We start from the raw sequence: 14,043 nt of genomic DNA on the forward strand, positions 1-14,043 counted from the left end.
TGCAAAACCACAAAGGGGCTGTGTTATGCCAGAACTTTTAGTAGATGATGATGCTTCTTATGCTCGTCGCGCTCTGGTAGTTACGCATGCGCGTCTTGATAGTCACAGTGCCGTTGTAAATCAAGTTACCACGCAGCTTAGTAGTGCTGGTTTTCATGTAGATGTGTTTCATAGTGCTGCCGTATCTGATTTTGCGCAAAAAACAGCACATGTTATTGATGAAAACACAGAGATTGTTGTTGTGCTTGGTGGAGATGGCACAATGCTTCAAGCTGCAGAATTGGTGCATTGCACTCCTGTTCCAATCATAGGTATAAATCTTGGTCATGTTGGATTTTTGGCGGAATTTGAAAGCTTCCAAATAGATGAGGCTATTAGAAGAATTGCTCAAAAAGATTACTTTTTAGAGCATAGGATGGAAGCTCATGTAGATGTTTGGCTTCCTGGAGCGAGTGAGCCTTTAAGTGATTGGGCGCTTAACGATATTACTTTAGATAGGGCAGATCGCGGTAGAATGGTGGAGCTTTCGATTCGCGTTGATAATGTTGAAATGTCGTCTTTTGGCTGCGATGGTGTTATTGTTTCTACTCCTACTGGTTCTACTGCGTACGCATTTTCGGCAGGAGGTCCAATCATGTGGCCAAACGTTGAGGCTTTGCAACTGGTTCCTTTGGCTGCACACGCGCTTTTTTCTAGACCATTGATTATCGGAGCAGGTTCAACTTTTACTATTGATATTTTGGAAGATTCAGCTTCTGGTGGTTGGATTTGTTGTGATGGTAGGCGTCAAAGGGCTTTACCGCAAGGCTCTAGGATTCAAATTCGTCAGTCCAAAGATGAGCTGTTTTTAGCGCGTCTTTCTGGTGTTCCATTTACACAAAGATTAGTTACTAAGTTTGATTTGCCTGTAGTTGGTTGGCGCGAAAATCGTCGTAAAAAGTCTTCCAAACCTAAGGAATATGAGGCTAATCTGCATAATGAAACCGATAGGAATTATGAAGATGTTCCAAATGTCTCAAATAACTACCATAACCCTAATAGCTTAAACTCGTAGGGGGCATCCTTGCTTGAAGAATTAGAAATTCGTAATTTAGGACCAATCTCTCACGCGGTTATTACTCCCTCATATGGGATGACTGCTATTACTGGAGAAACAGGGGCTGGAAAATCTATGCTCCTAAGCGCTATAAGACTTATATCTGGAGGAAAGGCTGATTCTTCTAGAATTGCATCTTTTGCGTCAGAATCATGGGCGCAAGGCGTTTTTTCTGTTTCAAAGTCAGGAATTGTTTCTAATCTTTTGCAAGAATCTGGGATAGATGTTGAAGAATCTGAAGGCGATGATTCTAAAATAGATGTTTATGTATCTCGTACTGTTCCAAAATCTGGTAGGTCTAGGTCGGTAGTATCTGGTTGTTCTGTTCCTAAGACTTTGCTGGATAAAATTTGTTCGCAAACAATAACAATTCATGGGCAAAGTGATCAGTTGCGTATAGCAACAAGTGCAAAACAGCGTGAGTTCTTGGACTCAATTTCTTGTGATTCAAAAGAATTACAAGAATATTCTGTGGCATTTAAAGAATGGCAGGATGCTGTTGAATCTTATAACAGGCTTATAAATCAAGAATCTTCTTCTAGGCAGCGTGCAGATTATTTGCGAGAATCGCTAGAAAAAATTCGCCAAATCGATCCAAAACGGAATGAAGATGAAGAGCTTAAAGCTAAAAGAGATCGCATAGAAAACGCTGCTCAAATCGTTGGAGCTATTAGCGAAGCAATTTCTTCGTTAGACGCAAGTCAAATTGACTACTGCGCAATAGATTCCGTTGACGCATTACATTTGGTTGACAATGCATCTAAGTCAATTCGCTCAATTCGAGTTGACGGAGATTATAGCGCGATTGCAAATCAACTTGACGATATTTCTTCCCAAATTTCCGACATTGTTATGCAGCTCGCTCAGCAATTAGATGTTGATGAGAGTCAGGAAGATCTAGACGCTATTAACAATCGTATTCACGATTTAAGCGATTTAACACGCAGATGGGGTCCACAGATCGACGATGTTTTAGAGTGGGCTAAAAAGGCACAATTTGAGCTTGAAGATTTAGATGATTCACCTGAGGCTATTGATCGCGCTAAAAAAGCTTGTGATAAATATTATTCTAATGCCAAAAATTTAGCAGATAAACTTTATGATTTGCGCAAAAGTGCAGCAGAAAAGTTTAGTTTTGAAGTTAGTAAAGAGCTTGAATCTTTGGCTATGCAAGATGCTCAGCTTTTAATCAAAGTTAATAGGCGTAAAGTAGATGAAACTGGAGTAGTTGACTTAGATTCTCATGGTTTAGACAATGTTGAGTTTCTTTTTAAGCCTTTCCCGTCGTCTGATTATTTGCCAATGGGTAGCAGTGCTTCAGGTGGAGAGTTAAGTAGACTTATGTTAGCTATGGAGTTGGTTGCGGCAAAATTCAATAACAGCGACTCTCATTCTATGACTTTTATTTTCGACGAGGTTGATGCGGGAGTTGGAGGAGTTGCAGCAGTGGAATTAGGCAAACGCTTAGCTCAACTTGCTAAAAGTTCTCAGGTGATTGTTGTAACGCATTTGGCTCAAGTTGCTTCTTTTGCTGATGCTCAATTTGTGGTTAGAAAAAGTTTTAGTGATTCATCTGTTTCTGGCGATTCTTCTAATGATTTTGACTCTTCATTAGTCGTAGATACTACTGTTACTAAGTTGGATGATTCACAGCGTGAGCAGGAAATAGCTAGAATGCTTTCTGGAAGTCAGTCTCAAGCCTCTTTAGAGCATGCTAGAGAATTGTTAAAAACAAGCAAAATTTAATTTAAAATCTGAATCTAATTCAAAGTAATTTTTATAAAACAGGATTAATATCAGGATTAATAATATGAGCGAAAATGTGTTAGTTGATAATTCAAATTGCGCAGCAATTTTTGATTTTGATGGTACTTTGCTTGACTCCTTACATGTTTGGGATGATATAGACGAAAAGAGTTTTGCTAAACGCGGTATTAAAGTGCCTGCTGATTTTGCTGATTCAACTGCAACAATGACTCCTCGAGAAGTGGCTGATTATGTTATTGCACGTTTTGGTTTTACGGATTCTCCAGAAGATTTAATGCAGGAATGGAATGATATGGCTAATGAAGCTTATTCTAATCAACTGCTTCTTAGAAAAGGTGCAAAAATTTACGTGGATTATTTGCATAAAACAGGTGCAAAATTAGTTCTTATGACTACTCTTTCTAAATCTTTATGCGAATCATCTTTAAAGCGAACAGAATTATGGCAATATTTTGATTTGATGATTTTTGGTGAAGATTTACAATCAGATGGGAAAAATAGTCCTCAAACTTATTTAGATTTGTCCAATAGAATAGGTGTAAAACCAGAGTATTGCACTGTTTTTGAGGATTCAGCTATAGCTTTAAAGTCGGCTCGTTTGGCTGGAATGAAAACTTGTGGTGTAGCGGATTTAGATAATAGTGATTTAAATCCAGAATTTAATAATTGTTTCACAGTTTTTTGTGATTTTGATTTCGCTCCAAAAGTGTTATGCAAAAAACTAAGTGAAAATCAAAATTAAGTTGAGGTTTCACATACCCCGGGTTTTGTCGCGTGCAAAATGCACACGGATGACCATCCATCTCGATTTGACGTTACCGCCAAACTCTAGCAGTCTACCCGAAGACTTAGGCGAGCAGCCCTTAAACACCTTCTACTTGACCTTGCTCCCAATGAGGCTTGCCATGCGGCTAACTGTTACCAGAAGCCCGGTGGTCTCTTACACCGCCGTTTCACCCTTACCTAAACAAAAGTTTAGGCGGTCTATTCTCTGTTGCGCTATCTCTCAGGTTGCCCTGGGCGGACGTTATCCGCCATTGTGCTCTACGGAGCCCGGAAGTTCCTCAGCTGCTCCGAATGAACATTGCAGCCGCGGTCATCGTGAAACCTCAACCTTCCCAATTATAACAGACGTTTTAATTTTGCGCATATTTTGCGACTCGCTAGAAAATGGCGGCTTTTAGCGGATATAATGGATGTATCAGCGGCGCTGGTGCCGTTGACGTGTACACAAACCGATTTATATCGGATTACTTAAGGAGGTTCGCATGGAAATCGTCATCACCGGACGTCATACGCAGATTAAGCAAAGATTCCGTGACGTTGTGGAAAGCAAGATGAATCGTGTGACCGCCATTGCTCCAGATGCGCAGCGCATTCAGATTGTGCTTAACACTGAGGGCAATCCAAGGCAGGCAGATACTGCAAAGAGAGTTGAAATTACTGTAGTTGCAGGAAGTACGGTTATTCGCGCAGAGGCATCTAGCACAGACCAATACAGTGCATTGGATATGGCTCTTGATAAGTTGACGCTTCGTTTGCGCAGAACTCGCGATCGTCGTAAGGACCATCGTCGTGGATATGAGCAGATGGTTCCAGTTGACTTGGGTGTTGTAGAGCCAGAAGTTGAAACAACTGTTGAAGAAGTTGCACAAGAAGATGGAACGAATAGTGCAGATGCTGCGGTTGCTTCCGACTTGGGTCCTGGTGAATCAGTAGAGGTGAGTGTTGGAGATACTCCTATTGTGATTCGTCGCAAGCTTCATATTGCTGAGCCAATGAGCATTGACGAAGCGTTGTATGAAATGGAACTTATTGGTCATGATTTCTTCCTGTTCGTAAATAAGGAAACAATGAGACCTTCGGTTGTGTATCGTAGGCATGGATGGAGTTATGGTGTGTTTGAAATTGATACTCCAGAAAACGTTTCTAAAAAGAAGTAATAAAACAGTAAAGAAACAATAGAAGAATAAGGGTAAATAAAGTAAATAAAATAACTCATATGAGTTTAATGCCCGTCTAGTAATTAGCTAGGCGGGCATTTTATGCGTTGTTTTGGACTCGCTAGCTGCAAAAATCGTAGCCGTCGCGTAATATAGGCACAGTTTACGTCTATATTGGCTAGCCGAATAATAGACACGACCTAAGGGAGCTAAACGTGGTAGATATCGTCGATAAAGCCTTGCGCATGGGTGAAGGCCGTCAATTGAAGCGCCTTGAGAATGTTGCAAAGGCTGTGAATGCGCTAGAAGATGAGATTTCTGCGCTTTCCGATGAAGAGCTTAAAGGGCAAACGGCAAAATTCAAGCAGAAGTTAGACAATGGTGCAAAACTTGATGATTTAATGCCAGAAGCATTTGCTACAGTAAGAGAGGTTTCAAGGCGTACTCTTGGTCAGCGTCATTTTGACGTTCAGCTCATGGGTGGTGCAGCATTGCATTGGGGCAATATTGCAGAAATGAAGACTGGTGAAGGTAAAACACTTGTTGCAACACTGCCTAGCTATTTGAACGCTTTGGAAGGTAAGGGCGTTCATGTTGTTACTGTTAACGACTATCTTGCTAGCTATCAAAGTGAGCTTATGGGTCGTATTTACAGGTTCCTTGGCATGAGCGTTGGATGCATTATTACAGATCAGCAGCCTCCAGAGCGCAGGAAGCAATACAACGCAGATATTACTTACGGCACAAACAACGAGTTTGGTTTCGACTATTTGCGTGACAACATGGCTTGGGAAAAGGGCGATCTTGTTCAGCGTGGTCATCACTATGCAATCGTCGATGAGGTTGATTCCATTCTTATTGATGAGGCTCGTACGCCACTTATTATCTCGGGACCTGCCGAAGGTGATGTTACGCGTTGGTATCGCGAGTTTGCAAAGCTTGTTCTAAAGCTTGATCGCGATGTTGATTACAAAATTGATGAGAAGCGCAAGACTGCTGGTATTTTGGATCCAGGCATTGCAAAGATTGAAGATTATTTAGGTATTGATAATCTTTACGAGCCAAGCAACACTGCTTTGATTGGCTACTTGAACAATGCTTTGAAAGCTAAGGAATTGTTCCTTCTTGATCGCGATTATGTTGTTACTAATGGCGAAGTTTTGATTGTTGACGAGCACACTGGTCGTGTTCTTCCAGGTCGTCGTTATAGCGAAGGCTTGCATCAGGCGATTGAAGCTAAAGAGAATGTTGAAGTAAAAGCAGAAAATCAGACTTTTGCAACTATTACTTTGCAAAATTACTTCCGCATGTACGACAAGCTTGCTGGCATGACTGGTACTGCAGAAACGGAAGCTGCCGAGTTTATGGGAACATACAAGCTTGGAGTTCTTCCAATTCCTTCTAACCGTCCAGTTATTCGTATGGATAAGGATGATTTGATCTTCCGCACTAAGAAGGAAAAGCTTGCTGCGATTGTTCGAGACGTAGCTCAGCGTCATGCAAAGGGTCAGCCTGTTTTGCTTGGTACTGCATCGGTTGAATCTTCCGAAATCGTTTCTTCGCTTTTGGATGTTGCTCGTATTCCTCATCAAGTGTTGAATGCTAAGCAAAACGCTAAGGAAGCAGCTGTTGTTGCTGTTGCAGGTCGTAAGGGTGCTGTGACTGTTGCTACAAACATGGCAGGTCGTGGTACAGATATTATGCTTGGCGGAAACGTTGAGTTTTTGGCAGATGCAAAGCTTAAAGCAGAAGGCTATTCTCCAGACGATACTCCAGAGGAGTACGAGAAGCGTTGGCCAGGTGTTTTGGCAGAAGTTAAGGAACAAGTTAAAGACGAGCACGAAGAAGTTAAGAAGCTTGGTGGCTTATATGTTTTAGGCACTGAGCGCCACGAATCTCGTCGTATTGATAATCAGCTTAGAGGTCGTTCTGGCCGTCAGGGTGATCCTGGCGAATCGCGCTTCTACTTAAGCTTGGAAGATGACTTAATGCGTTTGTTCAACACTCAGCTTGTTGCGCGTGTTATGGCTAAGGGCTTGCCAGAAGGTGAGCCAATCGAATCTAAGTATGTTTCTAATGGCGTGCGCACGGCTCAAAAGACTGTTGAGGCGCGTAACTTTGAAATGCGTAAGAACGTTTTGAAGTACGATGATGTTATGAATAAGCAGCGTACTGTTATTTATTCAGAACGTCAGATTGTTCTTAAAGGTGAAGATATTCATGAAGATATCTTGAAGTTTATTAAAGATACTGCCGATAGCTATGTTCGCGGAGCTATGAACGGTTCTGATAAGCCAAAGAACTGGGATTGGGAAGGTCTTAAAGACGCTGTTAATGCTGTTATGCCAATTATTTTGGATTGGGATCAGCTTCGCCTGCAGATTGAGTCTCTTAAGGGAGAAAAAGCTGTTGAAGCTTTGCGAGACACTATAGTAGATGGCGTTACTACTATTTACGCTGTGTTTGAAGAAAGAATGGGTTCTGATAACTTGCGCCAGTTTGAGCGTAGAGTTGTTCTTGCTGTTCTTGATCGAAAGTGGCGTGAACATCTTTATGAGATGGATTATTTGAAGGATGGTATTGGTTTGCGCGGTATGGGTCAGCGTGACCCTCTGGTTGAATATCAGCGCGAAGGATTCCAGATGTATAACTCAATGATTGAGGCAATTAAGGAAGAGTCTATTCAGCTTCTATTCCGTATGAATCTCGAGCAGATTGTTGCGGAAACTGAAAACCAAGATGATTCTTATGTTGATGCCGATATTCAGCAAGCAGAACAAGAAGAAGATGAGCATTCTGGAATCGTTGGTCCTGCTCCTATGAGCCATGCTGATGGTGAAGTGCCATTGAGTAAGCGTCCAAAGGTTGAAGAATGGAAGACTCCTTGGGCTGATGGTCGTACCTTCCCAGGAACGAACAAGAATGATGAGTGCCCATGTGGCTCTGGCAGAAAGTACAAGTTATGCCATGGTCAGAATGAGGATTAAAATAATTTTAGTTTAAACGAAGATTAAATTTTAAGTTGTAATCTTTAAAAAATGAGGCTGGTGCTTTAACATCAGCCTCATTCTTTTGTATAAATGCACTTAAACTCGTGCGCCTTTTCCGTAGTCGTTGTAATCTTCACTAGAAGTATAATTTTTCTTTCTACTCATAAGTAAGCCTGCAGATCCAACAAGAAACAGAAAAGCGCTTATAGTACCTGAGTATGCTGCGAAATATGGCACTAAGACGCTAAGAATTACGCCCAAAATACCCAGAATAAGAATAGTCCATAAAACTATGAGGGTAATAGAAATATTCTTAAAATGTGGGTTTGGTGGAACAAAATCGTCTCCGTAAGAATCCATTGTTTCATCAACATCTAACCAACTGGTCTTAACGTTATCTCTTGGACCAGCATTATTGTATGACGCTATTTTAGTAAGTGGTTTTGTCGCCTGACTAATACGTTTTTTAAAGATTTTCGCACTTTTAGATTTCTCTATTTCTTTAAAATCTTCTGCATGATCTCTAATAAAATCAGACCAATTCTCATTAAAAGAATTATCGTCAAAAGAATCGTCATTATTGTTGTTTGAGTTTTTGTCCTCAGGGTGAGGGGAGTTGGTATTCTTAGAAGAAGTCATAAATTATACTGTAGCAAGTCTGCTTGATTGCGTAATGATTCGCTTTTAGTAACTCTTGCTAGAAGGGGTTTTTAGAATGTTGTATTGGTTCTTTGTAAAGGGGTTTGGATTTATTGCGCGTTTACGGATTAATCCTACTGCTCAAGGCGTTAACAACATTCCTAAAAAAGGTGGGGCTATTATTGCCGCAAATCATCTTGCCGTGATTGACGATGCACTTTTGCCTCTCACATGCCCTAGGATGATTCATTTTATGGGTAAAGCCGAGTATTTCGAAGGCAAAGGATTAAAGGGTCGCTTTAAAAAATGGTGGTTTACGTCCGTTGGCGTATTCCCAGTGGATCGTTCTGGAGGTTCTAAATCTCTTGGGGCATTGAATCATGCTCGTGCGATATTAGAAAATGGACAGCTTTTTGGAATTCATATTGAAGGAACTAGAAGTCCTGATGGAAGATTATATAAGGGACATACTGGTGCAGCTCGCTTAGCTTTAGAAACAGGATGCCCGATTATTCCAGTTGCGATTATTGGTACTAGGGAATTACAAAGGCATGGTCAGGTTATGCCTGCAAAGGGCTATACAAAGGCTATTTATGGCGAGCCTATTGAAGTTGAAAAAATGAATCCAGAAGATATTACGCACGATATTCTTCGTGAGCTTACCGATAGAGTAACCAAGACAATTCAAAAAATGAGCGGTCAAGAATATGTTGACGAATATGCTCAAACCGTTAAAAAGCGTATTATGGCAGAATCAGCGAAATAAGCTGGTAAATTGTTTGTTGTAGATTATTTGAGTAAAAATATTTTGATTCAAACAACCTACAACATAACTCACAACATTTCATACAACATTTTATACAATGTGTGTGTAGCATTACCTACGTTATTTGTATAAATCAAATAACGGTTAATGTAACAACTGTTGGGTTTCCTCTTTCATCAAGAACACGAACTTGTGTACCAGGAGCTACAGACTGGAATCTTACCGTGTGCATAAAGTCTCCAAGCGGAGCGGAAACATTTACTTTTAGTCCTAGGGCTTCAAGAGCTTTTCGAGCGTCGTTAGCATTTTTATTGCGAACATCTGGCATAGTAACAGTTCTTGGACCTTTAGAAACAACGACATTGAGTTTATCTCCCCAATGAAGTTGCGCTCCTTTTTCTACAGATGTGCTAATAATTTTGCCTTTTTCAACGGTATCATTGAACTCTTCACTGTATGTTGGAACAAGTTTTGCGTCGTTAAATGCTTTATCCGCATCTTCTTTTGTTCGGTTAACAACATCTGGCATAGAAACAGGCATAGGACCTTTAGATAATACAACAGTAATATTCTTATTGTGATTCATTTGCATTCCTGGTGTTGGAGAAATTTCTACAACACAGCCTTTAGGAACATCTAATGAATAAACGTCGTTGCTTTCTTTGTGATTAATAGAAGTAAAACCAGCTTTGCGTAAAGCTTTTATAGGATTCTTACCAGTTGTTGATGTTGGATCGATAATATCTTCAGGAATTGTAGATTGTCGTATTCCTTTTGACACAATAACATGAACTTTATTATTTCCGTGCTTAGATACATGACCGCCACTGAAATCAGGATTAGTGGAAATAATGTTTCCAGAAGGTATATTATCGCTAAATTCTTTTTGAACAGAATAAGGAATATTGGATATTTTAAGAGTTTGCTCGTAATCAAACCATGGAATATTTGTGATTTTGCAAGCTTCTTGTGTTTTGCATGACTGCGTATTTGGCTTCGGCAAAGACCAGTAGCTTCCAGGTCCTAGATAATACCAGTAAGAACCAAATGCGATTGCTGCTGCAACAACTGCCGCGCTGCTAACAGCTATAATAACAACTTTATTGTGTAATTTTTTATGATTAGAGTCTTGACTTTTACCGTCAGTGCCTAAATCATTCTTATTAAATTGAGGCGCACGCATAGCAATAGTTAGCATATTGCTATCATTAAAATCTTCAAGTTGATTCACACTGTTTGAAGAATTTTGACTATTGGAATAGTTAAAATCACTGTTACTGTTTTTTTGAACTATTGTCATAGTTGCATCAATATCAGCTGTTTTATCAATATCAGTTGTTTTATCAATGTCTTTAGTTTTAGACAATACCTCATTTCCAATATTGTTAGGATTAGAACTACTCTGATTTACATTCTCTTTATTAACTTTATCAGCATTATTCGCATCGTTCACATTAGGAGGAAGAGGTATGTTAGAGTAATTTCTTTTATCGAATTTATCTGAATCAGACATTTTATTTTCAGTTTTGATTGCGTCTAAAGTCGTATTTAAAAGTTGATCTTCATTATCGTAATTTGGATCAAACTTATATTGCCAATCTTCTTTAGGCATGTTAGCGCAAATTTGTCTAAGCATACTAAGTGCTTTAGAAGCGTCACTCGGTCTTTTTTCCATTTCTCGAGCAGTAATAGAGGCAAGAAAATCAGCTATAGAAGAGTTGATGTCGCTACAAATTGTTTTTATAGATGGAGTGTCTTCATGAACGTGCTTAAAAACAAGCGTAACAGGATTATCTGCGCTAAAGGGAACACGCCCAGCAAGCATTTCCCAAGCCATCATTCCAGCAGAGTATAAGTCTCCTTGAGGAGTGGCAAGATTCTTTTCAATCATTTCTGGAGCTAGGTATGCGGCAGTTCCAAGAAGAAGACCAGTAGAAGAAAGTGTAGCTTGCGATATAGCGCGAGCAAGACCAAAATCAGTTATTTGCACGTGACCGCGGTCGTTAATAAGAATATTTTCTGGTTTAATATCTCTGTGTACAACACCAGCAAGGTGTGCTGATGCAAGACCATCTAAAGTTTCCGCGAGAACTCGAAGAGTGTCTTTTAGGCTAAATGTGCCATATTTGTTCATTTCGTATCTAAGATTTACTCCATGAACATATTCCATCACCAAGTAGTCAAGCCCTTCAAATTCGCCAGTATCGTAAACCTGAACAATATGAGGATTCGCTATTGCAGCGGCAGATGTAGCTTCACGCCTAAATCTTGCAATAAATTGCTCTCTATGTATTCCTTGAGCTAGTTGAGTATGCATGATTTTAAGCGCAACTGGGCGATTAAGACGCTCATCTTGCGCTTGATAAACGGTAGCCATGCCGCCTTCTGCTATCTTCCGCATTATGCGATAGCGATTCTCAATACACATTCCTGGTTGCGCTTGAACTTCACTCATGTAGTAAATCCCTTATACGCGTATTAAACCAACTACCTAAAAGTGTACAGGCAATACAGTATCCACTAAATATTTAGTATATCAGTGATTTTACTGCCATTCTCTAGGAATGAATTTGCTAGAAACCTCGTTCAATATGGATTTTCCAAATTCAGATAATGTACTGTTATCTATTTTTTCTTGTGATGAAACCCAAAGATTATGAATACGATTTTTAGATTTATCTATAGCACCACTCTGATTGAAAATGTTAATAATCCTATTAACATCATCTTCATTGCGATTATTAGAATTATAAGCATCTATCAAAAATAGACGATCTTCGCTTGAAGAAAGATCTAGAGCATCAGCCAAAAGGACAGTGCGTTTACCTTCTCGAATATCGCCTCCAATAGGCTTTCCAGTGTGAGCAGAATCTGAAACAATATCAATAAGATCATCTGCAATCTGAAAAGCAATTCCCAATGGTTCACCAATATCATTCGCCAACTTAATAGCGTAATTTTTATTAAGTCCAGCAGATAAAAATCCGAGCGCAAGTGGAGCTATAGTTGTGTAACTTGCAGTTTTCCAACGAAAAACATTTATTGAGGATTCTGCTAGTTTCTTTGGATTTTTAAGGCTCATCATTTCTATGGAAAGATCTAAAACTTGACCAATACCAACATTTCTTTGCATATTTGCAAACTCGCCTAAAACTTCTTGAGGATTGCGCAAATTAGTACATGCTTTTCTAGTTATGTCAAAGCTTTGAGTTGCTAAAATATCTCCAAGCATTAATCCAAGTCCAATGCCGATATGCTTGCTATTGCATGCTTTGCTCAATGCGCAATATGCGCTTGGTCTTCCTCGTCTTAAAGCAGATTCGTCGATTATATCGTCATGTACAAGTGCTGCAGTTTGAAAGACTTCTAAAGCACATGCAACATCTAGCATTGCGCAATATACAGTGTCTTTAGAGCAGTTACCGCGTACTGCATCGAAAGCTTCTAAAGCTAAGTAAGCTCTGAGTCTTTTGCCGCCTTCACTAGAAGAAATTGCTTGTTTCACTACATCTTTAAGTGTTTTATCACAACTAGAAATAAGGTTTTTACAAGCTAAAGAATTAAATTGGTCATAAATTAATTCGCTTATACGCGTCTCTATACATGACTTTTGCGAATCTAAACTCATATTAAGAGTTATCCACATGCCTTAGACATTACAAAATGAGTATTTTTCTAGTATTTTCTAGGATTTTATAGCCTTTAACCACATTGCGTTATTTTTATTGCACTAATTTGTTTCTGCTGCAAAACTCTTATTACCAAGTTAAAAACAGTATAAAAACACAACAAAATAAGGAGGAATTATGCAAATAAAAAGTGAATTGAAAAACAAGCAAGTTTTTGAAGATAATGATCATGAATATTCAACTTTGAAAGAATTAACAAATTTATATGCTGCAGGTACGTTTTGCGGAATATCTGAAGAGTACTTTGCTATGACTTGTGTTGCTGGAAATAGTATAGAAAAAGTGAATATCAGTAATGTTCCAAAAGAATGTATGACAGTTTTAGATATTCCTAAAGATTATATTAACAAACATCATAATTATGAAGATTATTGGATTAAATGTCTTAGAGATTTAACGCCAGATCTTTTTGAAAAATACATAGGCATAGATTATATGAGCAAAAATTTGAATGTTAAAAAAGAGGAAGCTGTATTTTCAAGTTATGATATTTTTGTTACACAATCTATACGAAACTGGCATAACATGGTTTCTAAAAAAGACGGCAATATTGTGGGTTATGACTTAATAATGTTGCCGATTGCAATGCTAAATAACATTAATGTTCGAGATACTCTGCTTGTGTCTTTACTAGACAGTAAAGGCGAGTATTACAACATAAATGATCTACTCGTGCTAGCTTTAGCTCCACGAGAAAAAGAAAGATCTAAGGAATTAAGAGATTTTCTAGAAGAAAAATTTAACGAAGAATATGAGTTGCCTGATATTTGTAAAGCGCTAGACGTTGTTAACTTGCTAAAAGCTATGACTTATGTTGTAGATAATAATCCTAAATTAAAAGTACAAGTTTACGCATTAATGTCTTATATAAGCTGGTGGTTTAAGCTAGGAGATGTTGAAAGATACGTTTCAATGGCGCTAGAAATCGATCCTGATTGTTCTATGGCTATGATTGTGGATAATGCATACAAAAGTCATGTTGAGCCAGCATGGTGTAGAAAATTCGCCACGCCGCAAGTAGGGAAGCAGAAAAAATCGTCCTTAGAAGATGATTTACTTCTTAAGTAAAAGTTGCCCTTGCCATAACTATGCCTTTGTGGTATAGTGAGATGCCTTTAAAGGGCATAGCAAGGTATGATGAATGCCTTAATAT

At 39.0% G+C, this 14,043-nt stretch carries 10 protein-coding genes and 1 other RNA gene; 7 read left to right on the plus strand and 4 right to left on the minus strand.

Annotated features, from left to right (window positions below):
- Positions 1-25: 25 nt before the first annotated feature.
- The 3 genes from HXT20_RS02230 to HXT20_RS02240 all read left to right on the plus strand — a co-directional run bounded on the left by HXT20_RS02230 (position 26) and on the right by HXT20_RS02240 (position 3,605).
- Positions 26-1,054 (plus strand): NAD kinase, encoded by a 1,029-nt coding sequence (locus HXT20_RS02230; protein WP_004112543.1) that lies wholly within the window; start codon positions 26-28, stop codon positions 1,052-1,054.
- Positions 1,055-1,063: 9 nt separating this feature from the next.
- The gene (gene recN, locus HXT20_RS02235; RefSeq protein ID WP_422114426.1) at positions 1,064-2,842 is read left to right on the plus strand and encodes a DNA repair protein RecN; all 1,779 of its coding nucleotides are present in this window, start codon (positions 1,064-1,066) and stop codon (positions 2,840-2,842) included.
- A 64-nt stretch (positions 2,843-2,906) separates the two neighbouring features.
- Positions 2,907-3,605 carry an HAD family hydrolase gene (locus HXT20_RS02240; RefSeq protein WP_422114427.1) on the plus strand — a complete coding sequence of 233 codons (699 nt, stop codon included), beginning with the start codon at positions 2,907-2,909 and terminating at the stop codon, positions 3,603-3,605.
- Here HXT20_RS02240 and rnpB read toward each other — a convergent pair.
- Positions 3,604-3,975: RNase P RNA component class A (rnpB, locus tag HXT20_RS02245), an RNA gene on the minus strand. The two genes, HXT20_RS02240 and rnpB, sit on opposite strands and share 2 nt — an antisense overlap.
- Positions 3,976-4,131: 156 nt before the next feature.
- Here rnpB and hpf point away from each other — a divergent pair.
- Both hpf and secA read left to right on the plus strand, forming a co-directional pair.
- Positions 4,132-4,806: a ribosome hibernation-promoting factor, HPF/YfiA family gene (hpf, locus tag HXT20_RS02250; RefSeq protein WP_004112546.1), complete on the plus strand. Its 675-nt coding sequence runs from the start codon at positions 4,132-4,134 to the stop codon at positions 4,804-4,806.
- A gap of 215 nt (positions 4,807-5,021) precedes the next feature.
- On the plus strand, positions 5,022-7,793 hold the full coding sequence (gene secA, locus HXT20_RS02255; protein WP_004115494.1) for a preprotein translocase subunit SecA: 2,772 nt from the start codon (positions 5,022-5,024) through the stop codon (positions 7,791-7,793).
- A 99-nt stretch (positions 7,794-7,892) separates the two neighbouring features.
- Here secA and HXT20_RS02260 read toward each other — a convergent pair whose 3' ends face one another.
- Positions 7,893-8,435: a hypothetical protein gene (locus HXT20_RS02260; protein ID WP_422114428.1), complete on the minus strand. Its 543-nt coding sequence runs from the start codon at positions 8,433-8,435 to the stop codon at positions 7,893-7,895.
- 76 nt (positions 8,436-8,511) lie between these two features.
- Here HXT20_RS02260 and HXT20_RS02265 point away from each other — a divergent pair, with 76 nt between their 5' ends.
- Positions 8,512-9,201: a lysophospholipid acyltransferase family protein gene (locus tag HXT20_RS02265; protein WP_004112549.1), complete on the plus strand. Its 690-nt coding sequence runs from the start codon at positions 8,512-8,514 to the stop codon at positions 9,199-9,201.
- Between the two features lie 133 nt (positions 9,202-9,334).
- Here the strand turns inward: HXT20_RS02265 and HXT20_RS02270 are convergent, their stop codons facing one another.
- Together HXT20_RS02270 and HXT20_RS02275 are read right to left on the minus strand one after the other, a co-directional pair.
- A complete protein-coding gene (locus HXT20_RS02270) occupies positions 9,335-11,656 on the minus strand; it encodes a protein kinase domain-containing protein (protein WP_422114429.1) in 2,322 nt (773 codons plus the stop codon).
- A 90-nt stretch (positions 11,657-11,746) separates the two neighbouring features.
- A complete protein-coding gene (locus HXT20_RS02275; protein ID WP_422114430.1) occupies positions 11,747-12,829 on the minus strand; it encodes a polyprenyl synthetase family protein in 1,083 nt (360 codons plus the stop codon).
- A 178-nt stretch (positions 12,830-13,007) separates the two neighbouring features.
- Between HXT20_RS02275 and HXT20_RS02280 the strand changes: the two genes are divergently transcribed.
- Positions 13,008-13,958: a hypothetical protein gene (locus HXT20_RS02280; protein ID WP_004112552.1), complete on the plus strand. Its 951-nt coding sequence runs from the start codon at positions 13,008-13,010 to the stop codon at positions 13,956-13,958.
- Positions 13,959-14,043: the final 85 nt, after the last annotated feature.

Origin of the sequence: Gardnerella sp. DNF00109 (assembly GCF_049262845.1) — a bacterium.
Classification (GTDB): domain Bacteria; phylum Actinomycetota; class Actinomycetes; order Actinomycetales; family Bifidobacteriaceae; genus Bifidobacterium; species Bifidobacterium vaginale.

What these genes read in the sequence shown, in the direction of transcription:
- HXT20_RS02270 (WP_422114429.1), bottom strand. Translation starts at nt 11,656, where the DNA reads ATGAGTGAAGTTCAAGCGCAACCAGGAATGTGTATTGAGAATCGCTAT.
- HXT20_RS02230 (WP_004112543.1), top strand. Translation starts at nt 26, where the DNA reads ATGCCAGAACTTTTAGTAGATGATGATGCTTCTTATGCTCGTCGCGCT.
- HXT20_RS02280 (WP_004112552.1), top strand. Translation starts at nt 13,008, where the DNA reads ATGCAAATAAAAAGTGAATTGAAAAACAAGCAAGTTTTTGAAGATAAT.
- hpf (WP_004112546.1), top strand. Translation starts at nt 4,132, where the DNA reads ATGGAAATCGTCATCACCGGACGTCATACGCAGATTAAGCAAAGATTC.
- HXT20_RS02260 (WP_422114428.1), bottom strand. Translation starts at nt 8,435, where the DNA reads ATGACTTCTTCTAAGAATACCAACTCCCCTCACCCTGAGGACAAAAAC.
- HXT20_RS02240 (WP_422114427.1), top strand. Translation starts at nt 2,907, where the DNA reads ATGAGCGAAAATGTGTTAGTTGATAATTCAAATTGCGCAGCAATTTTT.
- HXT20_RS02275 (WP_422114430.1), bottom strand. Translation starts at nt 12,829, where the DNA reads ATGAGTTTAGATTCGCAAAAGTCATGTATAGAGACGCGTATAAGCGAA.
- HXT20_RS02265 (WP_004112549.1), top strand. Translation starts at nt 8,512, where the DNA reads ATGTTGTATTGGTTCTTTGTAAAGGGGTTTGGATTTATTGCGCGTTTA.